This is a genomic window from Cupriavidus necator, assembly GCF_016127575.1.
In the GTDB taxonomy this organism is placed as follows: domain Bacteria; phylum Pseudomonadota; class Gammaproteobacteria; order Burkholderiales; family Burkholderiaceae; genus Cupriavidus; species Cupriavidus necator_D.
On the sequence record NZ_CP066019.1, the window covers coordinates 2,610,658 to 2,635,343 of the forward strand.

Annotated in this window: 24 protein-coding genes; 16 read left to right on the top strand and 8 right to left on the bottom strand. The window is 60.0% G+C overall.

Features of this window, described 5'->3' with window-relative positions; genetic code table 11:
* The first annotated feature begins 17 nt into the window (after positions 1-17).
* The 5 genes from I6H87_RS30715 (at position 18) to I6H87_RS30735 (ending at position 3,545) form a co-directional block, all read left to right on the top strand.
* Positions 18-1,436 (top strand): flagellar hook-length control protein FliK, encoded by a 1,419-nt coding sequence (locus tag I6H87_RS30715; protein ID WP_011617821.1) that lies wholly within the window; start codon positions 18-20, stop codon positions 1,434-1,436.
* Between the two features lie 193 nt (positions 1,437-1,629).
* Complete coding sequence (locus I6H87_RS30720) at positions 1,630-1,812, top strand: type II toxin-antitoxin system HicA family toxin (RefSeq protein ID WP_011617822.1); 183 nt, start codon at positions 1,630-1,632, stop codon at positions 1,810-1,812.
* A 50-nt stretch (positions 1,813-1,862) separates the two neighbouring features.
* On the top strand, positions 1,863-2,279 hold the full coding sequence (locus tag I6H87_RS30725) for a type II toxin-antitoxin system HicB family antitoxin (protein ID WP_010810694.1): 417 nt from the start codon (positions 1,863-1,865) through the stop codon (positions 2,277-2,279).
* A gap of 30 nt (positions 2,280-2,309) precedes the next feature.
* Complete coding sequence (gene alkB / locus I6H87_RS30730; RefSeq protein WP_011617823.1) at positions 2,310-2,972, top strand: DNA oxidative demethylase AlkB; 663 nt, start codon at positions 2,310-2,312, stop codon at positions 2,970-2,972.
* A gap of 84 nt (positions 2,973-3,056) precedes the next feature.
* Complete coding sequence (locus tag I6H87_RS30735) at positions 3,057-3,545, top strand: GFA family protein (RefSeq protein ID WP_041688226.1); 489 nt, start codon at positions 3,057-3,059, stop codon at positions 3,543-3,545.
* 49 nt (positions 3,546-3,594) lie between these two features.
* On the opposite strand, the gene cysK is transcribed toward I6H87_RS30735, so the two are convergent.
* Positions 3,595-4,512, bottom strand: a complete 918-nt coding sequence (gene cysK / locus I6H87_RS30740; protein ID WP_010810697.1) for a cysteine synthase A — start codon at positions 4,510-4,512, stop codon at positions 3,595-3,597.
* Between the two features lie 380 nt (positions 4,513-4,892).
* On the opposite strand from cysK, the gene I6H87_RS30745 reads away from it, so the two are divergent.
* The 6 genes from I6H87_RS30745 (at position 4,893) to I6H87_RS30770 (ending at position 10,884) form a co-directional block, all read left to right on the top strand.
* Positions 4,893-5,885, top strand: a complete 993-nt coding sequence (locus I6H87_RS30745; RefSeq protein WP_051398583.1) for a site-specific integrase — start codon at positions 4,893-4,895, stop codon at positions 5,883-5,885.
* A gap of 324 nt (positions 5,886-6,209) precedes the next feature.
* The gene (locus I6H87_RS30750; protein WP_041688227.1) at positions 6,210-6,944 is read left to right on the top strand and encodes a hypothetical protein; all 735 of its coding nucleotides are present in this window, start codon (positions 6,210-6,212) and stop codon (positions 6,942-6,944) included.
* A 168-nt stretch (positions 6,945-7,112) separates the two neighbouring features.
* The gene (locus I6H87_RS30755; protein WP_011617827.1) at positions 7,113-7,331 is read left to right on the top strand and encodes a hypothetical protein; all 219 of its coding nucleotides are present in this window, start codon (positions 7,113-7,115) and stop codon (positions 7,329-7,331) included.
* Positions 7,332-7,393: 62 nt separating this feature from the next.
* The gene (locus tag I6H87_RS30760; protein WP_011617828.1) at positions 7,394-9,400 is read left to right on the top strand and encodes an AAA family ATPase; all 2,007 of its coding nucleotides are present in this window, start codon (positions 7,394-7,396) and stop codon (positions 9,398-9,400) included.
* A gap of 138 nt (positions 9,401-9,538) precedes the next feature.
* Complete coding sequence (locus tag I6H87_RS30765; protein ID WP_011617829.1) at positions 9,539-9,817, top strand: hypothetical protein; 279 nt, start codon at positions 9,539-9,541, stop codon at positions 9,815-9,817.
* A 26-nt stretch (positions 9,818-9,843) separates the two neighbouring features.
* On the top strand, positions 9,844-10,884 hold the full coding sequence (locus I6H87_RS30770; RefSeq protein WP_011617830.1) for a hypothetical protein: 1,041 nt from the start codon (positions 9,844-9,846) through the stop codon (positions 10,882-10,884).
* A 167-nt stretch (positions 10,885-11,051) separates the two neighbouring features.
* Here the strand turns inward: I6H87_RS30770 and I6H87_RS30775 are convergent, their stop codons facing one another.
* Positions 11,052-12,314 carry an RES family NAD+ phosphorylase gene (locus I6H87_RS30775; protein ID WP_011617831.1) on the bottom strand — a complete coding sequence of 421 codons (1,263 nt, stop codon included), beginning with the start codon at positions 12,312-12,314 and terminating at the stop codon, positions 11,052-11,054.
* A gap of 283 nt (positions 12,315-12,597) precedes the next feature.
* On the opposite strand from I6H87_RS30775, the gene I6H87_RS30780 reads away from it, so the two are divergent.
* Entirely contained in the window at positions 12,598-13,260 is a 663-nt protein-coding gene (locus I6H87_RS30780) for a hypothetical protein (protein WP_011617832.1), read from the top strand.
* Positions 13,261-13,419: 159 nt separating this feature from the next.
* On the opposite strand, the gene I6H87_RS30785 is transcribed toward I6H87_RS30780, so the two are convergent.
* Entirely contained in the window at positions 13,420-13,920 is a 501-nt protein-coding gene (locus I6H87_RS30785; RefSeq protein WP_011617833.1) for a hypothetical protein, read from the bottom strand.
* Between the two features lie 948 nt (positions 13,921-14,868).
* The gene (locus tag I6H87_RS30790) at positions 14,869-15,531 is read right to left on the bottom strand and encodes a 3'-5' exonuclease (RefSeq protein ID WP_011617835.1); all 663 of its coding nucleotides are present in this window, start codon (positions 15,529-15,531) and stop codon (positions 14,869-14,871) included.
* A gap of 1,040 nt (positions 15,532-16,571) precedes the next feature.
* Here I6H87_RS30790 and I6H87_RS30795 point away from each other — a divergent pair.
* Positions 16,572-18,383 (top strand): AAA family ATPase, encoded by a 1,812-nt coding sequence (locus I6H87_RS30795; RefSeq protein ID WP_081225749.1) that lies wholly within the window; start codon positions 16,572-16,574, stop codon positions 18,381-18,383.
* A gap of 136 nt (positions 18,384-18,519) precedes the next feature.
* Entirely contained in the window at positions 18,520-19,293 is a 774-nt protein-coding gene (locus I6H87_RS30800; protein ID WP_041688232.1) for a hypothetical protein, read from the top strand.
* On the opposite strand, the gene I6H87_RS30805 is transcribed toward I6H87_RS30800, so the two are convergent.
* Positions 19,290-19,631 carry an ATP-dependent DNA ligase gene (locus I6H87_RS30805; protein ID WP_011617839.1) on the bottom strand — a complete coding sequence of 114 codons (342 nt, stop codon included), beginning with the start codon at positions 19,629-19,631 and terminating at the stop codon, positions 19,290-19,292. The two genes, I6H87_RS30800 and I6H87_RS30805, sit on opposite strands and share 4 nt — an antisense overlap.
* A 220-nt stretch (positions 19,632-19,851) precedes the next feature.
* Here I6H87_RS30805 and I6H87_RS30810 point away from each other — a divergent pair, with 220 nt between their 5' ends.
* Both I6H87_RS30810 and I6H87_RS30815 read left to right on the top strand, forming a co-directional pair.
* Positions 19,852-20,394, top strand: coding sequence for a hypothetical protein (locus tag I6H87_RS30810; RefSeq protein ID WP_136227888.1), 543 nt, complete (start codon positions 19,852-19,854; stop codon positions 20,392-20,394).
* Positions 20,395-20,528: 134 nt separating this feature from the next.
* Positions 20,529-20,942: a surface-adhesin E family protein gene (locus I6H87_RS30815; RefSeq protein WP_011617841.1), complete on the top strand. Its 414-nt coding sequence runs from the start codon at positions 20,529-20,531 to the stop codon at positions 20,940-20,942.
* 155 nt (positions 20,943-21,097) lie between these two features.
* Here the strand turns inward: I6H87_RS30815 and I6H87_RS30820 are convergent, their stop codons facing one another.
* The 3 genes from I6H87_RS30820 to I6H87_RS30830 form a co-directional block, all read right to left on the bottom strand.
* Positions 21,098-21,727 carry a DUF938 domain-containing protein gene (locus I6H87_RS30820; protein ID WP_011617842.1) on the bottom strand — a complete coding sequence of 210 codons (630 nt, stop codon included), beginning with the start codon at positions 21,725-21,727 and terminating at the stop codon, positions 21,098-21,100.
* A gap of 74 nt (positions 21,728-21,801) precedes the next feature.
* Positions 21,802-22,314, bottom strand: coding sequence for a GNAT family N-acetyltransferase (locus I6H87_RS30825; RefSeq protein ID WP_011617843.1), 513 nt, complete (start codon positions 22,312-22,314; stop codon positions 21,802-21,804).
* A gap of 108 nt (positions 22,315-22,422) precedes the next feature.
* Positions 22,423-24,408 carry a PhoX family protein gene (locus I6H87_RS30830; protein WP_011617844.1) on the bottom strand — a complete coding sequence of 662 codons (1,986 nt, stop codon included), beginning with the start codon at positions 24,406-24,408 and terminating at the stop codon, positions 22,423-22,425.
* Positions 24,409-24,686 lie beyond the last annotated feature (278 nt).

Genomic DNA, 24,686 nt, shown 5'->3' on the forward strand with positions numbered 1-24,686 from the left:
ACACCCGTAGCCAACCCATGATCGATATCAGCCAGATTGTCAGCAGCGCCGCCAATGCGGTCGAGGGCGCCAGGCGCGCCACCGCCGACGCAACCGCGAGCGGATTCGGCGACGCGCTGTCGCGCGCCCGCGAAAGCAGCAAGGCGCCCGCGCCGCCGGCCGGGGAAACCGCCGCGCGCGACCAGCCCGCATCGCGCCAGCCCGCGGCGCAGGCCGACGCCGGCAAGCCGCAGCCAGCCGCCGCGGCCGGCAAGAAGCCCGCGGCCGGCCACAAGGATGAAAACCAGGACCAGGATGACACCGCGGCGGCCACGCCGACGGATGCCGCAGCCGCTGCCGCAGCGGCCCTGGCACTGATGCTTCCCGCCGCAGCCCCGGCCAGCCCCGCTGCCGCGCCGGCCGGCGCGGCGGGTTCCGCCCTCGCCGGCGTTACCGACACCGGCGCCGCCGCACTGCAGGCGGCACTGGCAAATGCCGCGCAGCCGGCCACGGCAGATGCCCAGGCCGAGGCCATGCCGGCGGCCGCCACGCCGCTGCCGGACACGCTGCAGGTCGTCACCACCGAAGCCCGGCCCGCACAGCCTTCGGTTGCCGAAACGCTGGCCACCATCGCATCCCAGCGCGCCGCGATGCAGGCCAGCGCCAGCGCAGGTACCGACGGCAAGGCCGGCACGGCGCAGGCCATCCCGGGCGACGTGCTGGCCGTCCAGCAGCAGGACGCCAGCGGCCAGTCTGCCGGCGGATCGGGCAATCGCCCGGAAAGCGGCATCGCCCGGCACCGCGCCGATCCGCTCGCCGCCAACCCCGGCACGGCGGATGCCAGGCCCGTGGCAACGCCGTTCGCCGCCGCACAGGCTGCCGCCCGCACCGGCGAGGCTACCGCGGCCAGCCCCGACAACACACCAGCCGTGGCCGCCGCGCTGGCCGGCCAGGCTACCCCGTCGGCTACTGCAGCCGCTGCGGCCGCCCGTCCCGTGGTCACACCGCAGCTGTACGACAGCCAGTGGCCGCAGGCCCTCGGCCAGCAGATGATCCGCATGAGCACGCAAGGCCAGCAAAGCGCCGAACTGCAGCTGAACCCGCCCGATCTCGGGCCGCTCAAGGTCGTGCTCAACGTGGTCAACGACCAGGCCCAGGCCCAGTTCGTCTCACCTCACCAGGCCGTGCGCGCCGCGGTGGAAGCGGCGCTGCCGCACCTGCGCACCGCGCTGTCCGAAAGCGGCATCCAGCTTGGACAGACTTCGGTGGGCGCAGACGGCTTTGCCAGCCAGACGGGCAATGGGAACGGGCAGCAACAGCAGGCACCGCGGAATGGGCGCGGGCAAACCAGCTTTGCTGCCGGCACGCTGGCGGCTGTTGAGCCGGCGGCAGCAGCCAGTACGACAGCGCGTCCCGCACGCGTGCCTGGGCGTGGCGAGATCGATACGTTTGCCTGAGTTCGCGCTGTGTAGCGCGTGGTGATTGCGTGCCACGGAAGAAAGCAAGGCCGCCCGACGGGCGGCCTTTGTCATGTCGGCGGCGCAACGATTCATGTACTTCGCTCACAATCCTGCAACCAGATTTAACGGATTGCTGCTAGAATCAGTAAACATTTTTGCTTACCCTTGATTTCCCCTGAGGTCTAGGAGAATGCGGGTGAAGCGGAGTGAATTCCGGCGATGGCTCGCCGGACAGGGCGCCACCTTCAGTGAAGGCGCGAAGCATGTGAGGGTGTATCTCAATGGCAGGAAGACCACGCTGCCACGGCATCCCAGCCACGAGATCCGGGAGGGGTTGCGCAAGGCGATTCTCAAGCAACTCGGCCTGTCATGAGTCTTCCATCTCACGCCCCAACTTGCCCTTGTCGTCAAAGGAGTCCCAATATGCTGCGTTTCCCTGCCAACATCGTCCCGGACGACGGTGGCTTTGCTGTGTCGTTTCCCGATATCCCCGAAGCCCTGACCAGCGGCGACACCATCGAGCAGGCCCGCGAAATGGCCGCCGATGCGCTCGCCACGGCCATGGAATTCTATTTCGAAGATGGCCGCCCGGTGCCACTGCCGTCGAAGGCAAAACGCGGCCAGCATCTGGTTGAACTGCCGGCCAGCGTGTCGGCGAAGGTGCTCCTGCTTAACGAGATGATCGCGCAGGGCGTGACGCAGGCGGAACTGGCGCGCCGGCTGAATACGCGCAAGCAAGAGGTGCAACGTATCGTCAACCTGGACCATGCGACCAAGATCGATACGATCGAGGCTGCATTCCGGGCGCTGGGGAAGCGGCTGGAACTGACGGTTGCCTGACCGCGCCAGGGCGTCCGTAAACCTCCACCCATGACTTTCGACCTGTTCGACGACCTGCCACCGAACGGCCCCGCCAGCCCCGCCATCGAACCCCTCGCCGACGGCGCCGTAGTCCTGCGCGGCCTGGCCCGTGCGGATGCCGAAGTGCTGCTGGCCGACGTCCAGGCCATCATCGCGCTTGCGCCCTGGCGGCACATGATCACCCCCGGCGGGCTGACAATGTCGGTGGCGATGGTCAACTGCGGCACGGTCGGCTGGGTCTCCGATGCGCGTGGCTATCGCTATGACCCCGTCGATCCGCTGAACGGAAAGCCGTGGCCGGAGATGCCGGCGAGCTTCCGGAAGCTCGCCACCACTGCTGCGGCGCAAGCGGGTTTTGCCGGTTTCGAACCGGATGCCTGCCTCATCAATCGCTACGAGCCGGGCACCCGGCTCTCGCTGCACCAGGACCGCGACGAGCGCGATTTCAGCGCGCCCATCGTTTCGGTCTCGCTGGGACTGCCCGCGGTGTTCCTGTTCGGCGGCATGCGCCGCGCCGACCGCCCGCAGCGGGTGCGGCTGGCGCATGGCGACGTGGTGGTGTGGGGCGGGCCGTCGCGGCTGGCCTTCCACGGCGTGGCGCCGCTGGCCGACGGCGACCATCCGCTGCTGGGGCGGCTGCGCATCAACCTGACATTCCGCAAGGCGCTTTAGCCATCACCGCCGCCTTGGCACTTTGCCGGGGGTTTTCTACAGTCAATGGACTGTCCTGAACGCCACCGTGCAAAGGCCCACACCATGCATCTCGACGGCTCCTGCCATTGCGGCGCGATCCACTTCTCGCTTGAATCCGACTCACCTAGTCCGTATATGCATTGCCATTGCTCGATCTGCCGCAAGACGGCCGGCGGTGGGGGCTACGCGATCAACATCGGCGGCGACGCGGCCACGCTGCGCGTGCGCGGGCGCAAGCACCTGGGCATTTACCACGCCGTGCTGCGCGAACCCGGCAAGCGCGCGCGGCGCTCGCCGGCGCAGCGGCATTTCTGCGTGAAATGCGGCAGCGCGCTGTGGCTTTGGGACCCGCGCTGGCCGGAGCTGGTGTATCCGCATGCATCGGCTATCGACACGCCGCTGCCGCGCCCGCCGGAGGTGGTGGAGGCCTCGCTGGAATCGGTCGCGCCCTGGGTCGACGTGCCCAAGGGCAAAGGCCATGTGCACTGCGACACCTGGCCGGAGGAATCGCTGGCGGACTGGCACAAGCGGCACGGCCTGTCGTCGCGCTGAAAGACTCCCGTTCGCGATATGAACGTTTTCATCGGCCGGCCTTGGCAGCTCAGGCGGGCAGGAACCCTTCGACGGTCAGGTAGCGCTCGCCGGTGTCGTAGTTGAAGCCCAGCACGCGCGCGTTGGCCGGCAGCCCGGGCAGCTTCTGCGCGATCGCGGCCAGCGTGGCGCCGGACGAGATGCCGACCAGGATGCCTTCCTCGCGCGCGCAGCGGCGTGCCATCTCGCGCGCGGGCTCGGCATCGACCTGGATCACGCCGTCGAGCAACGAGGTATCGAGGTTCTTCGGGATAAAGCCCGCGCCGATGCCCTGGATCGGGTGCGGCGCCGGCGCGCCGCCGGAGATCACCGGCGAGGCCACCGGCTCCACGCCAAAAACCTTGAGCTGCGGCCACTTGTCCTTGAGCACGCGGGCGCAGCCCGTCAGGTGGCCGCCGGTGCCGACGCCGGTGATCAGCACATCCAGCCCCTCGGGGAAGTCATTCAGGATTTCCTGCGCGGTGGTGCGCGCGTGCACGTCGACATTGGCGGGATTCTCGAACTGCTGCGGCATCCATGCGCCCGGCGTGGCCGCAACCAGTTCCTCGGCGCGAGCGATCGAGCCCTTCATGCCCTTCTCGCGCGGGGTCAGGTCAAAGGTGGCGCCATAAGCCAGCATCAGGCGGCGGCGCTCCACCGACATGCTGTCCGGCATCACCAGCACCAGCTTGTAGCCCTTGACCGCGGCCACCATGGCCAGGCCGATGCCGGTATTGCCCGAGGTCGGCTCGATGATGGTGCCGCCGGGCTTGAGCACGCCACGGCGTTCGGCGTCTTCCACCATCGACAGCGCGATGCGGTCCTTGATCGAGGCGCCGGGGTTGCTACGCTCTGACTTGATCCAGACCTCGTGGCCGTTGCCGAACAGCCGGTTGATGCGGATATGCGGGGTATTGCCGATCGTCTGCAGGATGTTCTGGACCTTCATCGTATTCTCCGTGGCGGGCGCGGTGTCGCAGGCTTGGAAGCCGCTGGCACCGCAGGATCGAATGACGGGATGATTTTAGAGCAAGGCGCCGCTCGGGCTGCCCGACTGCCGCCGTGATCGTGATGCTGGTGCGCGGCTGAAGCGCGCGCAACGGGTTACTTGCGGAACACCAGGCAGAGGGGTTCGCCATCCCGGTGACAGATACGAAAACCGCTTATATATAGTGTTATTCCGTGTGTGTTGATGGTTTTTAGGTGCCCCAAGCCGGCGATTTGGGGCACTTCCGCCGTAGTATGGCCGTCCCAACAACACACATATAGGGGTGCACTAAAATGGCAAACTTTGAGCACAGGGGCACCACGGTTCGTGCCCTAGTCCGCATGAAAGGCCAGCGAGTCAGCGCTACTTTCGACAATGAGAAGGCGGCGCATGAGTGGGCGCGGAAGACTGAAAAGCGCATCAGCGAAGGCGAAACCATCCGCAAGTACGATGACACCAGCGACCCTTCCGTCGCCTATCTCCTAGAGAAGTACGCCCGCGATGTTTCTGGTGGCAAGCGTGGGGCTAAGGTTGAGCGCTATACGCTGACAGCAATGTCCCGCGACTTTCCGGAGATATTCGGCAAACGCGTAAGTGAGTTTCGCAAGGACGATGTGGAGGCGTACATCAAGAAGCGCGGCAGCACGACAAGCAGGTTTGGCCGCAAGGTCGCACCGGGCACGATAATTCGTGAGGTGACGGTTCTGTCAGCGGTGTTTAGCTACGCCATTCGGCGCTGGGAAATGCCGTTCTTTAAGAGGGAGAACCCAGCCCAAGGCATCGACAATAGGCCAAAGTCCACAGAACACAGGAAACGGCGCGTCAGTGACGACGAGGTCAAACTCATTTGCGCACAGCTCGACTATGTAGAGGGCACTGTCCCCAAAACGAGCAAGCAATGGACTGCATGGGTCTTTCAGTTCTGCCTAGCAACAGCAATGCGTAAGGGTGAAGTGCTTGCCGCAACGTGGCAGCACGTACACACCGACGAGCTATATATCCATTTGCCGGAAACCAAGAACGGCTACGCCCGGGACGTGCCGCTAAGCCCACGCGCAATCGCACTGCTGGCAAGCCTTAAGCAAGGCAAGGGCGCTCAATTGGTCGCGCCAGTCAAATACAAGACCCTGGACAGCGCATTCTGGCGCGCCAAAACGGAGATCGGCATTCAGAACCTACACTGGCACGATAGTAGGCACGAAGCAACGACGCAGTTGGCAAAGAAGCTCACAAACACCCTTGAGCTTGCAGCCGTGACCGGGCATAGGTCGCTGGCGATGCTGCATCGCTATTTCAACCCGACCGCGACAGAAATGGCGCGCAAGCTCGTATAGAGGGGCGGCATCATGGAACATCATCAAGGTTTCCCCGGTCGCGAGTTGTACGAAATCCGGCGCGCTCACGCGATCCAACAGCGCATGACTGAGCCACCCGCATGAGATGACGCGGACGCGGCGACACACAACATGCTTCGGATGTGGCACGACAAGATTGAAGCGTGGATGCTGGAACAGGCGGGCATCGACTTTACGCCCAGCGAAGTGCAAGCTGGCTTGAGTGCTGTAAAGTAGCCGAAGTCAGTTTGCCCTCCCACGCCGATGGACGGAAAGGCCAGCCCCTATCCCGTTCCGGCGGAAACGCCCAAATAAGGGAGCCATATGACACGCGCGAACATAAAAGAGGTGTTTCACTGGATAGGCCATCGGACCGCCGAACGCCGCCAAGCGGCTGATGGTGGCTACTTGTATCGCACCCCAGAAAACCAAAGCCTCGCCATCGCCTTGGCCGTCCCGCTGTTCAGCACAGCTGATGCGACGTATAAGGGCGCCAACCTTTGGGAGATTGATGGGTTCGTCGAGACGTTGGAGTCGACGTGCGACCACGAAGCCGAGGCCTTGCGTTCACGACTAAACAGGGTGCGCGAATGCTGGGCAAATTCAGGTGACATGGAGCTCTGTCGCGCCCACATTGACGTTTTGAACGAAGCCTTGTTGCGTCGATATGAAGTAGCTCGCCTGCGTAATCTCGCCAATGCACATGAGGCACTTGCAAGGGCTGCAATACTGTCCGCCGATGCAAATACGCCGTTGCCGTTACACGCAATCTCGTTAGATGCGAAGCAACCTACGGAAATCCGCCAGCCAAATACCAGTACAGCAGCGGAGGCAAGCACCTGGCTGTCAATAGCACGGAAGATTGCGCTCGAATTTATCCAGCGCCATAGGGAGAAAGGGCTCGCTCCGGGGCTGCAGGACGTCTCCGATCACGTCGCTACCGCGCTGCGCTCAGCTGCAATTTATGGGCACCATAGGCGTCCGCTGTCTGCGGCCTACATCAAGCGCAATGCGCTCCAAGGCGAGTGGTGGAAAAAGAACAAGCCACAAAGGGACTAGACGGCCGGGGGAATTGGAGGATGTCGTCTCCCCGCCGAATTCCCATCATTGAGAAAGCAGGCAAGAAGCCAGCAGCCATAAGGGTCTGCTGGCTTTTTATTTTTTCCCCTTGCGGGGAAAATTTCCCCGTACTGGAGTGGAAACGCCTCTCAACACAGGAGAGTTTCCATGAACATCTTTCGCTCCGTGAGCGCTCATGCGGGCTTGCCCGACCTCCTTACTACTGCAGAGTTTGCCGCCGCACTGCGGTGCGCACCTCAAACCGTCAGGAAGAATCTCTCCGCCAAAGGGCATCACCACGGTATCAAGCCGCTGAAGCAGGCTAGCGGCAGGCTCCTGTGGCGCGCCTCCGATCTGATGAAACTGCTGGGTATTGAGACGCAGTAAAGCCGGCTACCGGCAATTGCTGCTGTCGCGCTCGCTCCATCGCTCAATCGGAGAGGCACACCATGGAAAACGGCCATTTTGAGCAAGGCCGCGCCCGCGACGCGCTGTCTTGCCTCGACGCCGGGTGCTCACGTGGCGAATGGATTCGCTTGGGCATGGCCGCGAAGGCGGCCGGCCTTTCCTTCGAGGACTTCCATTTGTGGAGTCAGAACGCGCCGAACTACAAAGGCGAACGCGATTGCCTGACGGCGTGGAACTCCTTTGACGATGGCCCGATTACCGAGTCAACGCTCTTTCGCGCTGCCCGTGATGCCGGCTGGCAGGGTCTCTATAAGGCGCCTCGGAATGGCGTAGGCACCATCCACGCATTGATCCAACGCCCGAAGGAACAAGCCGAACCACAGGTCGCTCCGAAGGTGCGCATCGATCCTGTATCCGCTTTTGACGCCTACCCTTCCGCTCCGGCGGAGCATCCCTATATCGTCGCCAAGCGCGGCACGGCGGACGGTTTGCGCATTGTCCCCATAGAAAATCCGCTGGCAATCCGGGGGAGGTCCGTGGCTGGTTACCTAGCCGTCCCGGTACGCTCGCTCGACGGCGAACTGCGGACGGTCCAATACATCCCGCCTCCGGGCGCGGGCGAGAAGCTGAACGCGCCAGGCGCTTCCTTCGGTAGCGGCATGTTCGTCGTCGGCGAAGTCAGCGCCGATGGTCGCATTTACATCTGTGAGGGCATCGGCCACGCATGGGCTGTGGCGCGCGCAGACTATCAAGCAGCTGCCGTCGTCACGTTTGGTGCGGGCCGGTTTCGGGTCGTCGGACAAGCTCTGCGTGAGCGCTACCCCGATGCGCGCCTTGTATTCGTGGCAGACCGTGGCAAGGAAGCCGAGGCCGAAGGCATCGCCCGCGAACTCTGTGGCTCGTGGGTGGTCGCGATGCCCGGCGACAAGCCGCCGAATTACGACGCGAATGACTACGAACTCGAGCACGGCACCGAGGCGCTGGAGAGCTTGCTGCAAGCCGCCAAGGCACCGCCCATGCACTACCAGTTGCAATCGGGGGCCGATCTGATGGACGTGCCCATGCCGCGCTGGCTAGTGCGGGGCGTCCTGCCTGCCGATGCCCTCGCCGCCTTGTTTGGCCCCTCTGGCTCCGGCAAATCCTTCATTGCCCTGGACCTGTGTGCCGCCATCGCAGATGGGGCGCCAGAATGGTTCGGTCGCCGCGTTACTGGCGCGCCTGTCACGTATTGCGCTTTGGAAGGTGCGCGTGGGCTGCAAAAGCGGATACATGCATGGACTATTAGGCACCATCGTCCGTTGCCGGCTCGCCTGAGATTTATCACGCAGGGCATCGACCTGCGTAACCAGGACGACATCGCGGACCTCGCTGCCGCCGTCGTTGCTAGTAGCGCAGGTGATGGCCTGTTGGTGCTTGATACGCTGAACCGTGCCGCTCCAGGCGCCGACGAGAACTCCAGCAGGGACATGGGTGACCTCATCGAAGGCGCAAAGGAGTTGCAGCGGCGGATTGGCGGCGTCGTTTTGCTGGTTCATCACACTGGAAAGGACGGCACGAAAGGTCTGAGGGGGCATAGCAGCCTATACGCCGCGCTGGACGTCGCCATCGAAGTATCGCGCACTGACAGCCGCCGTGAGTGGTCCATCGCCAAGAGCAAAGACGACGAGGATGGTGCTCGGGCTGCCTTCGTACTGCGGGTGGTGGAACTCGGGAGTGATCCAGACGGCGATCCGGTTACATCCTGCATCGTCGAGCCAGATGGGGCAACCGCCGCCGACACGGTGCAGCGGTTGAAGCTACCGCAAGGCTCGAACCAGAAGATTGCCTATCAGGCTATCGGGGAGTTGTTGCGCCATGCAAAGGACTTCGACAAAGGCGGCGCGCCGAACGGTCGCCCCTGCATCCAGATCGACTCCGCATTTGCAGCCGTTGCTGCGCGAATGCCATGCGCCGAGGAAAGCCGCCGGTACGTCGCGCGGCGCGCGGTAACCGCAATGGTCGGCAATGGCATTTACCAAGTCCGGGAAGGCTGGTTATGGCACGCATGAAAAACACCAACAAATTCCAACAAACGCCAAAATTGTTCGGTTCTGTTCCCTAACAGATTCCAACACACCCCTTTAGGGGTGTTGGAATTGTTGGGCAAATCCGCGCCGTGGGCGCACCTTCGATGAGAGGTGAAAGAGATGACAACGTTAATTCAACCCCCGATCTGGAATAGCCCCACCGACGCGGTGGCCGGCCTCGCACCGTTCCTGAATAGCGAGAACGCCGTTGACCATGTTCTCGTGAAAGTCGACGACCAGAACGTCGCTCACTTCGACAACGGGCCGCTCTATAGGGAAGCCCGCTACGTCTATGGCTACACCGGCACCCATCCCGCCGGCCCCATGGCCGCCTGCTGGTACGACTCCCGTACGGGCTTGCGGTTGCACAACGTTTCTGCGTGGACGCTTGCAGAGTAGTAAAACGGCACCATTGGAGAACCACCATGACGCTATTCAGCTTTCTCGACAGAGCCCATCTCACTAAGGGTGACGAAAAAAAACTGCGCGACATTCTGAATTCGGCTGAGGCCGAGGAAATCCTTGCTCGCGTCGAACAGACCACCATCGATATGCGCAAAGCCCTCCGTCAGCGCCTCGACAGCCTGGACGCACGGCACGACAAAGGTATCGCTACCGCCAGCGCCACCCATCTGAAAGCGATCCTTGCTCGCGAAGCCGCAGAGGTGCAGCTCGCAGCGGCGCGGGCCGAGGAAAGCCTCACCAGTGCTGCTAGCTACGCGGTTGAGGAGATTAAGGCCACAGAAGCCAAGGAACTGAGGCAAGCGCTGATCGATTCGCGCGACGACCGGCTTGACGACTACTACCGGGAGCTGGATAGCGCCTTGGGCCAGTCAAGGCATCTCACTCGCATCACCTCGTTTCGCCATGGCTCTTGGCTGGGGGACCGGATGACAAGGTACGAGTCCAACGCCGAGCAAGTGACGATGCTCCGGAGGCTACTTATGGATGCACTAGAGGACGTGAAGAGCATGACCTTGGAACCGCTGAGCCGCAATGAGGTGTCCGAGCGGCTTACAGCGTGGAGCCACAAGCTGGAGTCGCAGCTCAATGCATTCTCGCTGGCAACACCCCGGCTCGATGAGAACGGCGCTGTGGCATCGAGCCGCGTGCCACTGAAGTTCGTCGAAGTGCTCCAGGCCAATGGCGTAGCGGAGCCGGGCGACGTCCCGCCGCAAAAGCCGCCGGCGGCGCAACCGCGCCCTACTGCCTCGTCTGTGTCCGAGTCCGCGCATGCGGCATTGCCTCAACTGGCTGGCCCGAGGCGCTCCGATTGCGCAAAGCCGAAGTGCCTCGCCGTCGCGTCGTACGTCAATCCGAAGCTTACGGCAGCAGATCGTGCACGGGCTAGGGAGTTGGGCTGGTTGCGGGAGCGCCACAAGGCGGCTCAAGCGTCTAAATCCGAGATGGCTCAACTTGTGGATATGAACGGCGCGCTGATTGATCACCGTATGCCGATCAAGTAGAGGAAAGGGCTGCTCCGGTTTCGGGGCAGCCCCTTGCTTGTTACAAACCGCACAGGTCCTCCGCTCCAGAGTACTCCTGCGGTTCACTAATCTGTTGAGCCCACGGGCGAATGTGCTCTTCTTCATCGAAGATTGGCGGTGCCTTCAATTAGAGCAAGACTGACGGCCTAGTCCCAGTCTTGGTCGGCCTCCTGCCCATCAGCATTGCTTATCCATAGTTCGCCATCGTCATAGGCGCTAACACTTAGCTCGCGATGTCTATAGCGGATCGCGGTCGTCGATACCAGTCTAATGCTTCCGTCCACATACTTGAGCCGGAACGCATCTTCAGGCTTGTCGGTAAGTAGCCCCTTGTCGGCGAACAAAACGATGTTTATTCCGCCGGCTCTCTGTACCGAAGAGAAGAGGATTCCATCGAATGGCTTCTCATGGACATGGGCAAGGTATTCAGCCATCGTTTGAGTAATGAGGTAATCTGACTCCCGGCCTGGAACGATTGGCTGAGATATTAGGCTGTGGAGTCGGCGCAGGAATTCGCGACGTTCAAGCTGGTCGGTGAAATCCGTTTGAAAGTAGCTCAGTGCCTTCCCGCTGCGTGCGTCGTCCAGACGGGTGAAGTCCAGAACGCGTAGCGCATGCGTGGTCTGCATGGTAATGATTGCGACCTCGCTTCCGAGCGCCGGCCGCATCTCCGCCAGACATGTTTCTGAATCTCTCGCCCCATATAAAACTACGACGCCCTCCGCATTCATGCGGCCAGCTCTAGCGTTCTCGGCTGGAGGCGGCCCTACATGCTTTATCGGATCGGCGTAGATTTCTTTGAGAAGCGATCGCGAGCTACACAAGCGGGCTCGAAAGATCTTCGTCCCCTTTGGCAGGACGCGAACGACAGGGTGGAGTCGAGTGCCTTTTCTGGCGCGCAATTCATCGATTCCTTGAAACAGCTTCTCGAATAGTGCGCGCGCGGACGGGCTGAAGAACCGACGCCCATGCTTCAGTTCATTCAGTGTGTAACTCCACTCCTCAAAGTAGCGACCAGTGCGAATTCGTGTGGGCACGTAGTTACTTGTTTCATCCCAGTAGGCCTCTCCACCATCGCCCGGCCAGTAGTCATCTGCGTCGACAATTGCAGAGACAATCTCGTCTTCGAAGTCAAAGTACTGGCCTAGCACGTCCTGGACGAAATACGAAAGTGAGTCGCCCTCTTGTTCCCACCACTCCGAATCGTTGTCCCCGAACCTCTTCACCGTTTGGCCAAGGCCGAAGTGCTCGCGCATGATCGGCTCCATGATTTGGCCAAGGCGTCGGATTGTGATTGCCTCGCGCTCCAACTCGTCGCAAACCGAGCATTCAATCTTCTCCCCCTCCGCCTTGATGATCTCGCTTAGGTGGAGATCTTTGACGCAGCCGTAGCAGACTGCTCGTTCCATAAATGGCGCTCCTCACGTAGATTGCTCGAGTAATTTTACCGCTGCGGCATGTCCCTCGGTGCTTCGGCGTCTCCATCATTAAAGCGTCGCAGCTTAAATCGTCAGGTCATGGTCAGCCGGCTCGGTGTTCCATGGAGGTAAGCACGGCTCTCTTCGACTGCGAAGGGCAGCCTAGAATCGTTCGGTGTTCTGGCAGAGGTAGTGGATTAGGCCATTTGGTCGGCTTGATGCGCAGGCGGCGCAGGCTCGATAATCCGGGAAGTCGAGATCCAGGGAGTCGATAATGCGACGTCTCGTTTGGCTGTTGCTGTTCGTGATGGCTTCTGCGATGGCCGTCGAGTCTGCGCCAGAGCTGAGGTCCGCCGTTGAACAAGGGGCGCAAGGTTCCAGGGTTGGAAAGTTCTTTTGGATACGGCCAACACGGGATGGAAAGTCAGAGGTTCCGATCTATGAAACCGTGGAAGGCAGTTATGATGCGGTTTATGTGACAAGAGTGACGCGATTCAAGGTCGTAGGGTATGACCCCGCAGGAGCTGGGTGGTACCAGCTCAAGTTCGACGACGGCAAATCGGGCATCATCCCGTGGCGGGTATTCGAGGACTTTTTTGGATACTGGGGCTACGCCCAAATCCTCGAGGAGGATCCTGCTGCCATCCAGGCTAGAGAAGATGCTGAGAAACGGGCTGAGCAGTTGGCCACTCAACGGGCGGCGAAGCGTGAACGCGACGCCGAGCGTCGCCGTATCACGGCAGCCAAGCAGCAGGCGGCGAAACCTGGCGTCAGGATCGGGATGACGAGTCAGCAAGTGCTCGAGGACACCCATTGGGGAAAGCCGCAGTATGTCAATAAGACCCAAAACGCCTATGGAATAACTGAGCAATGGGTCTATCGGACTGGGAATTACCTCTATTTCAGAAATGGTGTATTGGAAACGATCCAGTATTGAGCCGCCGCCTTGAGAATTTTGATAGAGATTGCGCCGGTTATCTTTAACGCGCGCTGGTGATGGCTTTATTCAGCGCGCGACATCTACCGCCACTTGCCTTTGCTAGTCACTTAATATGGTAACGGCCCGGCCATTCGCCGGGCCCTGAACCACTGGGCTTTACTCTATTTCCACGATACGTGCCTCCGGAACCATATATTCAACCATCCTCCTGTTGGACCACACATCGGGATTCGTCGAAATCTGTATATAGCCGGAGGTCCTCACCACCTGTGGCACCTCGGATCGACGGATGAGCCAGTACACCCAAGGCGAGTCGTCAAGATACTGGGCGGAGAAGCGGTCATCTTTCTGGGCAGTCAGCACAAGCCAATCACACTCGGTGTGAGCGTTGCTGAACGACCAACGCTTATCCGTCGGGTTCGCGCTCTTGACCTGCAATGTCTTACCCGTTCTCGTGAGTACATCGTGCGCATCTGCGTAACCTGGAGAAACTGTTCCGCCAACTAGTTCGGCCACGCGAAATTCAGCGAGTTTGCCGTGATGCAGTTCCTTCAACAGGCGAATCGTTTCGCACTGTTGCCGATAGAAGCCCAAGGGAATAGAAATATACGAGACCGGCTTTCCGTCTTCGATTTGACGGGTGATTCGATGCGGCATTTCGAATGCTCCTTTCGCTGTGGTTGAGATAAAGCAGCACGCAAGGAGCGAAGTCGGCACCCGGGACTCGAGGGAACGTCGCGCACATTGCGTGCGGCCGCTAATCAGTGTGATTAGCAACTTTTGACTAGCCCCTCTGGGCCCCGATATCGCGAGGACATCATGCCAAGTCTCGAATTTAGCGCCGTTGCACTGCTTTGTCGAGTCGACCACCTTCATCGGGGAGAAGATCAAGGCGCACGCCGGACAAGACACTGCTGAGCGCGGCTATAGCGGCGGAAGATGCAAGGCTCGTGCAGCGTGATCTATGACTGAAATCACCACTTATCGTCGACGGGGATCTGGATCACCGACTCACGGCCGGTCGCGGCGCCACTTCGGCAAGCCGGCATGCCCAACGGTCTGCGGGCTGCGAAAAAGATGGAATGTAGCGCTGGCTTTCGTCGGCGCAATTTTGCGTTGACGCTCGTTTGGACGTGCCCGGCCCTAATGGCGCGAAGCGGAAAGAGCCCCGTGTATCGGGATGACGAAGACGGGTTAATTGTCCTCGCCATCTCTATACGACGGCGGCTTTTGCGGTCGGGTGCTGGCCCCCGCTAGATCGAGCGCAGAGCGCATGCACAGCTGCAAGCGACGTGGCCTAGCCCGCACGGGTGGGGAGGGGGTATCGATCTCTGCATGTTGCGGCGCGGTGATCGCGCGTGAGCTGCGATTTTTACGGACGCGATTTTGACACCGGGGGGGGCGGAATCGCCACTTCCGAGCGCTCTCGCATCTTGTGCACTTCGGCCTAGGCGTTATCTGAGCGTGTGCAGCGGCATTGAGGCCTGCGTCGGTGGCGTGGTCCGACGCTGCAGTGGCAGCCAATCGCTTTCAGTGAGATCCAACCGTTCACATGCGCCTTGCCGCCTTCGGGCTGGGCTCACCTACGCACTGAAGGCGAACCGTCTATTCCACTGTGCCTAATCTGGAAGCCGCTGCGCAGTAAACAATTGCGGCACGCTGGCAATCCCCCAAGGCCCGGTGCATATCGGAAGTGTCCAAGTTCCCATCTTTTGCAATCTCAGCCAATCGGTAGCTTTTCCGGTCGGGCCATGCACGCCGTGACATTTTTAGTGCACACGAAACTGGATTTGCAAATGTTATCGAACTCTTTCCGGCGGCCTTGGAAATAAAGGCCATATCAAATTCGGCATTGAACGATACGAGTCGCAAGTTGCCCGCGAATTTGGCAAAGTCTTGAACTGCAGACTCTAGGGAGACTCCCTCTGCCTCAATCATTTCAGGTGTTATACCGGTAAGTTCCGTAATTTTTTTCGGTACTTTCCTTGATGGCTTTACCAAAACCTGAAATGTATCGTGATTGTTTGAGTTTCGATTCACTCGGATTGCACCTATTTCTAGGATTTCATGTCGCTCCGAGTCAAGTCCAGTTGTTTCAATATCGAACACAACAAATCGCTCCGGAAGGTGTGCCAGTGGATTGCTAGCTACCAGTCGAGAAGAAGTGCTGAAAGAAGTTGAAGGAACTGGATCGCTGCTGTCCTTCGTTAACTTATAAATGAGGACGGCAATTAACCCTATAAGCCCAAGGAAAATAATCAATTCCATAACGCTTCCTTTCTTGAACCTAAGCGTTCGGGAGTCCGGCTCCCATGCCTAGTAGATCCGTCTTAACCTACCAGTTTTCCGGGCGGCAACCCATACCCCACTAAAGAGGGGACATAACGTTCTTGCTCCGTCCACCCGAGCCCTACCCCCTTGGAACGCATGCCATGATCTTGTCGTAGTCCTGCAGGCTGATGGGCGGCGTTTTCGCTCCAAATGCCGCTGCCGCTGACGCTGCGGCAGAGTTACCCTCACGCGCCATGCTAGCTACCGTTGCCTTCGCCTTGTTACAAGCATCTAGGCTCGCATATTCACCTAGGTACACGGGATTGAAGATGACCCATAGCAAGATGTAGGAACATTTTGACTTTTTGTTTTTGATTAACGTCGGACGTCTATCGGCTCGGCGCGAATTCGACTAGCGCGTTTTCCTAACCACTAATAGCGTCTAGCGGCAAATATCGCGGAGTTCGCCGACAAATGCGCGAACCCCGTCAAATGGACCCCAGCCGGACATTGCCTTCGTGTAAGTAACTTTTCTTGCCGTCGGATCGACGGCCCAAACTTCCATAGTCGATCTGCCGTTCTCAACGGTTCCGCAGACAATGGAATTTGGCGTGAGGTAATTGCAGGGCAAATTAGAGGGGGAAACACTGCTTCGCGAAGGCTCGACCCTTACCTGAAAATCGGTGGAGGAGATTCCATCTTTAGTGAGGGCGTATTGCTCACCAGAAAGCGCGCTGTAGCCTTTTAGGCCGCCAGCAACCCAGCACTCAGCTATGGCAGGAGCCGGAAGAAGGCTGATGGCGACAATCAGACTCGCTATCCTCATCTTGTTCTCTCATGTCTTTGAATGGGGACTTTAAGAGTAGCATGAGCCAATCATGATGAACGATTTGGAACCCCAAGAGGAAGGCAATAAATCCCGGACCCTCCATAGGTGCAATCTATCACACGAGACTCAGGCGCAGGATGCCTCCACCACCAGTACAATTCTGGGCCATCAGAAAACAAACGAGCACTGACTGGGAGGCTCACCGAATATGCGACTCGAAGCCGTAGAGGTTCTTGGATTCAAACGCCTGCAGAAAATTGAGCTGCTTACACCGTCAATGACAGTGCTCGTCGGAGGCAACAATTCAGGCAAGTCGTCGCTGCTTCAAGCCATTCATTTCGCTGTTACTGTTCTCCAGTCAGCCCGTCTCTCCGCTGATGGGGGGAAGCCAATGAACACGCTTGGTTTCGATCAGTTCATATACAAGCCAACGGGCGACCTTATTCAGCTCAATCATGGCACTCCGATTACGTCAAAAACGGGCCCGGAGTTCACCTTCACCTATACCGATGCCGGCGCAGCGGAGCATCTGGAGTTCCAACTCAAGTTGCGTCGGGGAAAGAATGCGAACATCGCGATCACGTTTGAAGATGAAAGCACGTTCTTTATTCGCGCAGCCAATCGGAGCCAGCCTTTTTCTGTCTTCGTGCCTGGTCTAGCAGGAGTGCCTCTTCGGGAAGAATTAAGAACACCATCGGTCGTCGCAAACGGAATCGCCCAAGGCGATTCAAATATCTATCTTCGGAATGTTCTTTACCGAATCTGCAAAGACGATGCAAAGCTGATGCGATTCCACGAAGTGATCGCCTCCGTCTTCCCAGGTCTAACCATCTCAACAGCATTCGACCCCGAAGCTCACCTGTACATTGATATCTCTGTGCATCTGGATGGGCGCACTGTGCCGCTCGAAATGGTTGGCACCGGCGCACTTCAAGCCATTCAGTTGGTGGCATATGTCACAGCCTACGATCCGGCACTCCTTTTGCTCGACGAGCCTGACGCGCATTTGCATCCGTCAAACCAAAAGCTATTGGCATTGACGTTACAGAAAATAGCCGAGGCCGGCAGCACCAAGGTAATCTTGGCCACGCACAGTCGCCACATGTTCGACGCACTCGCACGCGACGAAGCAACCCAAATTATCTGGCTGAAGGATGGAGGAAAGCAGGAAGGAGCCGAGCGGAATAACCTTTCCGTGTTACTCGATCTCGGCGCACTGGATAGCTTCGAGTTAGTACACGCCGGCCAAAAACGAATTGTCGTCCTCACGGAAGACACAAAGGTCGCTAGGTTGGAAATCTTCCTGCGTGCGAATGGCCTGAATGATGCCGACTACTTCCTCCAACCCCTACACGGCGTTAACAATTTGGCGGCAGCGGTCCCCATCGCCGATTACTTTACGAGGCAAGGTGACAATACTCACGTCTTAGTACATCGCGACGGGGACGGCATGACAGATGCTGAGAAGACTTGGTGGCTAGAGAACGAGTCAAAGAAGCTGCCTGATCGAACAACTGCCTTCATCACGCCGTTCACTGATATTGAACATACCTTCTGCAGGCCTGCTCACATTTCGGCCGTCTACGGTATTCCTGAAGCTGACTCCGAAGCAATGATGGCAGCAATCATCGCTGCCAACCAAGCTTTGCTTGCAGCCGAGTTTGCGCAGAAGAGAGTTAGCCTCAAGGACACCACACTTAAAAGGATGAAGGACGCCTCATCCGCAACAGACATGCTGGCTGGCGGTTTGAAATTCGAACACATCAAAGGCAAGAGGCTGATGGCGCTTGTGCAAACAGCTCTTCAACAGGCGGGGCACAACCCGATGCGGTTGACAAGCACACCATCTGCAGCGCTTGTGTATGCACCTCTGCGCGACAAAATTGCCGCCATCAAGGCAGCAGTGGCTGCTGCTGAGGCAGCTGCTCAGGCCGCTGCTCCTGAGGCTGCCGCTGGGGCAGTGGCTGAAGTGGCTGCTGCCGGCGAGGCTGCCGCTGCTGGCGAGGTTGTGCAGCAATAGGCTAGTGGACTAGTGCGCAAACCGCTTCGGCGGCACCGCGCCGGGTCCATCGCCGACCGCGTGAGCGCGTCCACGGCTCGTTAGTAGGCCACGCTCCGAAGTAGAATGCTGCCGAATATGGACCGTTCGGAGACCAATGGTGGCATTTCAAATAAAACGTATTGTCGTGCCCTATGAATCGCTCAAGGAAATGGGCGCCGAGAACCAATATGCGCTATATCTGCTTGGGCACATTTACAACGAGATAATGTGCCTAAACAGGTGGTCGGTCCTGGCGAGGCGAGATGTTTCTGGCGGTGTCGACGCAGAGCAGGCCGGCGCGGTCTTTAATATCATGTTCGTGACGCGGATTCTGGCTGGAAAACTATACGAGGCAAAGTTAATAATTAGCCAGAAAATTGTTAAGCAGTTCCTAGAAGGATATTGCTACCCACATATGCCAGAATCAGACATCGCCGGATTGAAGGCTCTCAACAGGGCTATGTCACAATGTAAGTGGATTAATCCCGCAAGGAATGGGCATGCGATGCATTACCCGGAGTTTGAGAACTGCAAAGAAGCTATAAATGCATTGAATTTTGGGAAGCAAGGTTTTGAGATTTTTGCTGGCGGCAGCTTCGGTGCGACGATGTATCGCACCTCCGACGTCATGGCAGGAGCCGCCTTTATTTTCGAGGCCAATAGAGATTGGGGCGTCGGCTTAAACACAATTGTCGAAGACGTGCTGAGCTTAAGTCATCAGGTCACTGAGTTCACCAACTCTGCAATCGGCGCTTTTGTCAATAGCATAAAGTCTGGCTCTCGGTCATATAGCGAAAGAGTCAAGATTAAGGATGTTCCGAAATTTCCCATTCCTGATATGACGGACTTCGTCTTGCCATACTTCATGGTGGTAAGGGACAAGGACTAACGTCGGAATCTCTTGAACGGTACTGCCCCCGGCCGCTTAATTTTCATCCAGTCGGGCGAGCGCTCGCCATCCCGATACAGCGACCCGGCGCGCTTCCCGACTACTCCCTCTAGGCCGAGCGTGAGAACGTGGCCGTACAGCCATGCGCCATCCTCTATGCTGTCCACGTACAGGATTCCCGCCGGCGAATCGGCCAACAATCGGCGGAGTGCCGACTTGCGACGCTCTATAGGCTGCCCGCACAAGTCTTCCCCCTTCCCTACTAGCAGGTCAAATACGCAGTGGGCGACCAGGTCCGCGCGCTTGTACCAACCCTTGCGCCGGGCCCGCGCCCGCAACCGCTCGAAGTCGCTCCGGCCCGATGTCGTCTAGCTCGCCGACTATGAACTGGAACGGGTAGACTACTTCCTGGCACAAACGGTCGAGCGCTGGGGAGCGCAAGGCCAAGGCCCGCCGCCGGTCAGTAGTCAAACGGCGATGGATGAGAAGTCGGGCGTTGCTGGAAAGAGCAGCCTTCACAGGTGGAGGCCAAAAACGGCAGTCTGGGGAGAAATAACAGTGAAACTCCGATTTAAATCCCTACTCGCATTATCAATAGCATCAATGGGAACAGCGAATGCGGCCCCGTTCGGAGACTGGGCTACGGGAACGACCACCGATGGGAATCTCTACGCTGCCGTTGTAAATGAGAGCCAGAGCGTGTTAATGAAGGTTTGCGTTTCGGGAGATAGCACTTGTATTTGGTACCTCGGCACGCAAACCAGATGCGAATCTGGAGGAAAATCCCCTGCCCTCATAAATTCATCACTTGGTGCGACGACTGTGGAATTGGTCTGCGACAGACAAATTCAACTGCGCAATACAACAGGCCTGCATTATCGCTATGCCATCCTCAACTATGACCTTATGGACAAAATTGCTGCGTCCGCAACTGGCGCCTTTGGCATTGCCGTGGCTCTGGAAAGCGGTCGATTTGCAGTCTATAGGTTCTCGAGCAGCGGTGGAAAGCAAGCTGTCTCGACGCTAGAAGAAGCCGCACTGAGACTATACAGAAAAAACAATTCTCCGGCGCCAGCGGCAAATAGAGACTCATTGCTATAGGCGCATCCTCTAAGGCGGGAGCGTTTAGAAATGAAAGCCAACCGAGCTGCCCCGTCGAACGTACCGCAGAAACCGGCGTGCTGAAACGCCTCGGTTGACACGACTCACATAAAACAACGCTTTAGGAGCGAGAAGTGAAGGTCAAACTGTTCCCGTTGGTGGCCGTTGCTATGCTATCCACGAACGTCATGGCGGCTAAGTGGGAGGCAATAGGCGTAGGCGGAGAGAACACTCTCTTATACGTCGACGCGACGAGCATCAGTAGTAGCAAAGGTCTGAAGAAGGCTTGGCTTAGATACAGCTACACCACACCGCAGAAAGGCGATTACGTCACCAAATTCAAGGACTATCGATCTGTCCTTACAATGAACCATTTCGACTGTGCAGGCCGTCGTAGCGCCGTGTCCAAGCAGGTTATCTATGAGGGGGATGATGGCACGGGTGAGGTTCTAGGGACGAACTCCATCAAGAACGTCGAGAATGCGCTAGACGACGTAACGCCCGGTACGCTGGGAGAGACTGCGCTGATACGTGTTTGCGGAAAGTGACTTCCGAAGCCGAGGCGAGTCGCTGAGGGTTGCCCGGCAAGAGGGGCACAATGAATGTGAATTACCACGCATACTTCCGCCAAGGCAGTTGTATGCACGCTGCGTCACCTACGGAAAGTATAGTAGTGCCCCAATTTGCCCCAAAATTCAGCTAACTATTTGATTTTATTGAGATGGAACGTTAGGCTGAAGTTGTTGGCCGGCATCGGCACCGGCTCGTCGCAGCGCATGCCCTGCGCCTCGCCCAACGCGATCACGGCTTCCATGTCGCGCACGCCCCAGTCGGCATCGGTGGCGCGCAGCTGCGCGTCGAAGGCGGCGTTGCTGGGCGCCGTATGCGCGCCGCCGCGGCGATAGGGGCCGTACAGGAACAGCACGCCGCCCGGGCCCAGCAGCTTGCCGGCGCCTGCGAAGAGCGCCTCGGCCGCAGCCCACGGGGCGATATGGATCATGTTGATGCAGACCACCGCATCCGCGGCGTCGATGCCCCACGGCTGGCGGCAGACATCCAGCGCCAGCGGCGCGCGCACATTGGCCAGGCCCGCATGCGCGGTCCACGCGGCGATCGACGCGCGCGCGGCGGCTTCCGCATCGCTTGGCTGCCAGGTCAGTCCCGGCAACGCTGCCGCGAAGTGCACGGCATGCTGGCCGGTGCCGCTGGCAATTTCCAGTACCGTGCCGCTGGCGGGCAGCACTTTGCGCAATACCGCAAGGATCGGCTCGCGGTTGCGCTCGGTGGCGGGCGCCATGCGGCGTGCATCGGGGTCTTGGGTGGAGCCGGTCATGATGGCATGCTCAGCGGGGGAAAGCGCCTAGCGTAGCAGAATCGGCGCGCCGGGGGGCGCGCTGCCGCAGTGCGTCAACGGCCCCCCGGAATCCGGTAGATCAAGCGCTCAAACTTGCGCGTCGTGGCCTGGCCCACGACCGTGCCGCCAAGCGACTCTGCGATCCGGCGGCTGGGCCAGTTCGGTTCGGCCACGGGATAGACCAGGTGCGCCGGCGACAGGTTGTCCTGCGCCCATTGCGCCAGCGCAGTGACCGCTTCCAGGCCGAAGGCATGGCCGTGGCAGTCCTCGCGGATCCAGATGCCGAGTTCCGGCGCGGGCGTGTCGGCATGGTGCAATCCCGCCAGCCCCAGGAACAGCCCGTCGTCGGCACGCCGGATAGTGAGCACGAATTCCGAGCCTCGCGCCATGCCTGCCAGCCAGCCTTGCCACACGGTCTCGAAAGCCGCCGGCGAGGGCGACGGATCCCAGTCCATGAATCGGGCAAGCGTCGGGGTGATGCAGGCAAACGCCTCGGCTGCGTCGTCGCCACGAAAGGGCAGCAGGCTGAGGCGCGCGGAGTGGATGTGCGGAAGCTGGTCAGGCATGACGGGCGGGAGGCTGGGCATGAACCGGAGTTGTCATGTTAGACGATCGTGCCCCAATAAAAAACGGCGGGCCGAAGCCCGCCGCCCTCATCGGCACTGCGCGACGCGTCAGGCCTTGGCCAGCCTGACGCCAGTCGGATCGCCCGTCAGGTAACCCACGGCGGCACCGAAGCGGTCCTTGTAGTTGGCCATCACCTTCGCTTCAAGCGTCGGCCGCACCTTGTCGTGCAGCGGCGATTCCCAGTCGCCAACGTGCTGGAAGTTGCTCATCACATAAGTCCAGCCGTTGATCTCGTCCACCGCGTGCAGGCCGGTGGATTCGGCGCCGACCGGGCACGACAGCACGCGGCTGAGCACCTTGGTATCGACGTTGTACGCCCACAGGAAGTTGTTGACGTGGGTGTTGCTGTCCTCGCCGACAAACAGCGTGCGCAGCTTTTCCGAGAACTTCAGGTTGTCGGGCGTGGCCACCTTGTCCGGGTTGGCAAAGTTGCCCAGCGCATCCTGCTGCTTCATCTTGCCGCCCCCCAGGTCTTCGCTGACCAGCGCGGGCACCGCCGCCATGTCGACCGGCACCCATTCGCTGTTGATGGCCGTGCCGGTCTTGTCGGCCTGGCCGCCCTTCAGGTTCAGCTCATAGACCGCGCCGGAGTACGGGCCTTCCACCTGGATATCACCGGCGTTGGCGGCATTGCCCGTGAGCATGCTCGACTCGATGCGGGACATGGCCGAGTAGGCCTTCTTGTCCTTGATGTTGACCGTGGTGCCTTCCATCTTGGTGAAGCCCAGGCTGCCGCCGACCAGGGCGGCGTAGCGGTGCGTTTCCAGGAACGCCGCGGCCTTTTCCATGCCCGGCATCAGCTTCACCCAGTTCGGCTTGCCGTTGTAGATGATGCGGGTGTAGCTGACGTCAGCGGGATCGGTGGTCTTGACATCCATGATGTCGGCCAGCCTGATGCCGCCGTCGACCAGCGCGCGGATTTCGGCACTGGTGGCGCTGCCCAGCCTGATCCACGACAGCGTGGCGCTGCCCGGGCCCACGCCCGAGGTCTGGTGCCACTTGGCCACGTACAGCGTGCCGGACGACAGGTCGCGGGCGCGGTCGGCGATAAACAGGAACAGGCCGCCGTTGGTGGCATCGTCGCCCATCAGCACGGTGCGTTCGTCGGGCATGACCTGTACCAGCTCATGCGAGATGCGGCCCAGGCAGTAGTGCTTCTTGATGGTGCCGGTGCCGTCCGGGTTGACCGTGACTTCCGGCAGGTGGCCGTAGTTGTAGGCGTTGGCGCGGGCCGGGTCGCCGTACAGGTTCTGGCTGTAGCCCTGCAACTGCGTGACCGCGCTGGCGTTCAGCAGGTCGGTCTCGTACTCCTCGCTCGACAGGTGGGTGTTCCACGGCGACAGGCTGGCGCCGCAGGTGATCCACAGGCCGTTGACGCCCGAGGTATCGACATTGTGGTACTTGACCGGGGTCAGCTTGCCGGTGGCCGGGTCCTGGTCCAGCGTCACCACGGCGATCGGCGACGGCAGCAGGCCGTACATGCTGACATTGCCCTGGTTGCGCGTGGTGTACTCGAACTGCACCACCGCAAACACCGTCTTGCCCTTGACACCGGGCACGGTCGGGTTGGCCAGGGTCAGCAGCGAGCTGCCGTCCGGCGCGTCGGAGAAAAACTGGCGCTCCTTGCCGGCCACTGAGGTGTCCATGATCGGCTTGTTGTTGATGTCGTAGTAGCCGCCGGCCAGGATGGTGCCGCCCTTGCCGTCGGGCAGGGTGTCGCCGGTGATGAAGAACGGCTGGTAGGCCAGCTTGTAGGTCTGGCTGCTGCCGTCGCTGAACGACACCTTGAGGCTGGAGCCCACCGTGGTGGTCGCCATGGCGTCGGGCGTTGCCAGCGTCGGCGCGCTCATGCCAACGAATTCGGCCGTGGTGAACGTGGCCGCCTGGGCCGGCGGAAGCGGCGCGGCGACAGCGTCGTCGCCACCGCCGCAACCTGCCAGCAGGCTGGTGGAGGCAAGGCCAAGCGGCAGCATCGGCGCGCCGGCCAGGAGCTTCAGGGCCTTGCGGCGGCCTGCATTGGGTTGTTCAAGCATGTTCTCGATCCGGGGAAGAGGAAGGGATATGTTGTTCACTGCGTATTTGCGCCGGTCCCGCGGGCGGGGCCGGGCACCTGTTGGCACAGGCGGGCGGCGGGCGGCATTGCGCATGGCCGGAGCGGATCGTAGGCGCTGTTTGTGACACCAAGTTGACGATACAACACAAAAGCGGCGCTTTCGGCTGAGCCAGGATGCCGCTGCGGTACACTCGCCCTTTGCATCCGCGGCTCCACAGGCGCGGATCCGTTGAATGCCGGCAGCCGCCGTTTCTGCCT

Bases quoted from the DNA above. Each gene is read 5' to 3' on its own strand.
- I6H87_RS30715 (WP_011617821.1), top strand. From the start codon at position 18: ATGATCGATATCAGCCAGATTGTCAGCAGCGCCGCCAATGCGGTCGAG.
- I6H87_RS30720 (WP_011617822.1), top strand. From the start codon at position 1,630: ATGCGGGTGAAGCGGAGTGAATTCCGGCGATGGCTCGCCGGACAGGGC.
- I6H87_RS30725 (WP_010810694.1), top strand. From the start codon at position 1,863: ATGCTGCGTTTCCCTGCCAACATCGTCCCGGACGACGGTGGCTTTGCT.
- alkB (WP_011617823.1), top strand. From the start codon at position 2,310: ATGACTTTCGACCTGTTCGACGACCTGCCACCGAACGGCCCCGCCAGC.
- I6H87_RS30735 (WP_041688226.1), top strand. From the start codon at position 3,057: ATGCATCTCGACGGCTCCTGCCATTGCGGCGCGATCCACTTCTCGCTT.
- cysK (WP_010810697.1), bottom strand. From the start codon at position 4,512: ATGAAGGTCCAGAACATCCTGCAGACGATCGGCAATACCCCGCATATC.
- I6H87_RS30745 (WP_051398583.1), top strand. From the start codon at position 4,893: ATGAAAGGCCAGCGAGTCAGCGCTACTTTCGACAATGAGAAGGCGGCG.
- I6H87_RS30750 (WP_041688227.1), top strand. From the start codon at position 6,210: ATGACACGCGCGAACATAAAAGAGGTGTTTCACTGGATAGGCCATCGG.
- I6H87_RS30755 (WP_011617827.1), top strand. From the start codon at position 7,113: ATGAACATCTTTCGCTCCGTGAGCGCTCATGCGGGCTTGCCCGACCTC.
- I6H87_RS30760 (WP_011617828.1), top strand. From the start codon at position 7,394: ATGGAAAACGGCCATTTTGAGCAAGGCCGCGCCCGCGACGCGCTGTCT.
- I6H87_RS30765 (WP_011617829.1), top strand. From the start codon at position 9,539: ATGACAACGTTAATTCAACCCCCGATCTGGAATAGCCCCACCGACGCG.
- I6H87_RS30770 (WP_011617830.1), top strand. From the start codon at position 9,844: ATGACGCTATTCAGCTTTCTCGACAGAGCCCATCTCACTAAGGGTGAC.
- I6H87_RS30775 (WP_011617831.1), bottom strand. From the start codon at position 12,314: ATGGAACGAGCAGTCTGCTACGGCTGCGTCAAAGATCTCCACCTAAGC.
- I6H87_RS30780 (WP_011617832.1), top strand. From the start codon at position 12,598: ATGCGACGTCTCGTTTGGCTGTTGCTGTTCGTGATGGCTTCTGCGATG.
- I6H87_RS30785 (WP_011617833.1), bottom strand. From the start codon at position 13,920: ATGCCGCATCGAATCACCCGTCAAATCGAAGACGGAAAGCCGGTCTCG.
- I6H87_RS30790 (WP_011617835.1), bottom strand. From the start codon at position 15,531: ATGGAATTGATTATTTTCCTTGGGCTTATAGGGTTAATTGCCGTCCTC.
- I6H87_RS30795 (WP_081225749.1), top strand. From the start codon at position 16,572: ATGCGACTCGAAGCCGTAGAGGTTCTTGGATTCAAACGCCTGCAGAAA.
- I6H87_RS30800 (WP_041688232.1), top strand. From the start codon at position 18,520: ATGGTGGCATTTCAAATAAAACGTATTGTCGTGCCCTATGAATCGCTC.
- I6H87_RS30820 (WP_011617842.1), bottom strand. From the start codon at position 21,727: ATGACCGGCTCCACCCAAGACCCCGATGCACGCCGCATGGCGCCCGCC.
- I6H87_RS30825 (WP_011617843.1), bottom strand. From the start codon at position 22,314: ATGCCTGACCAGCTTCCGCACATCCACTCCGCGCGCCTCAGCCTGCTG.
- I6H87_RS30830 (WP_011617844.1), bottom strand. From the start codon at position 24,408: ATGCTTGAACAACCCAATGCAGGCCGCCGCAAGGCCCTGAAGCTCCTG.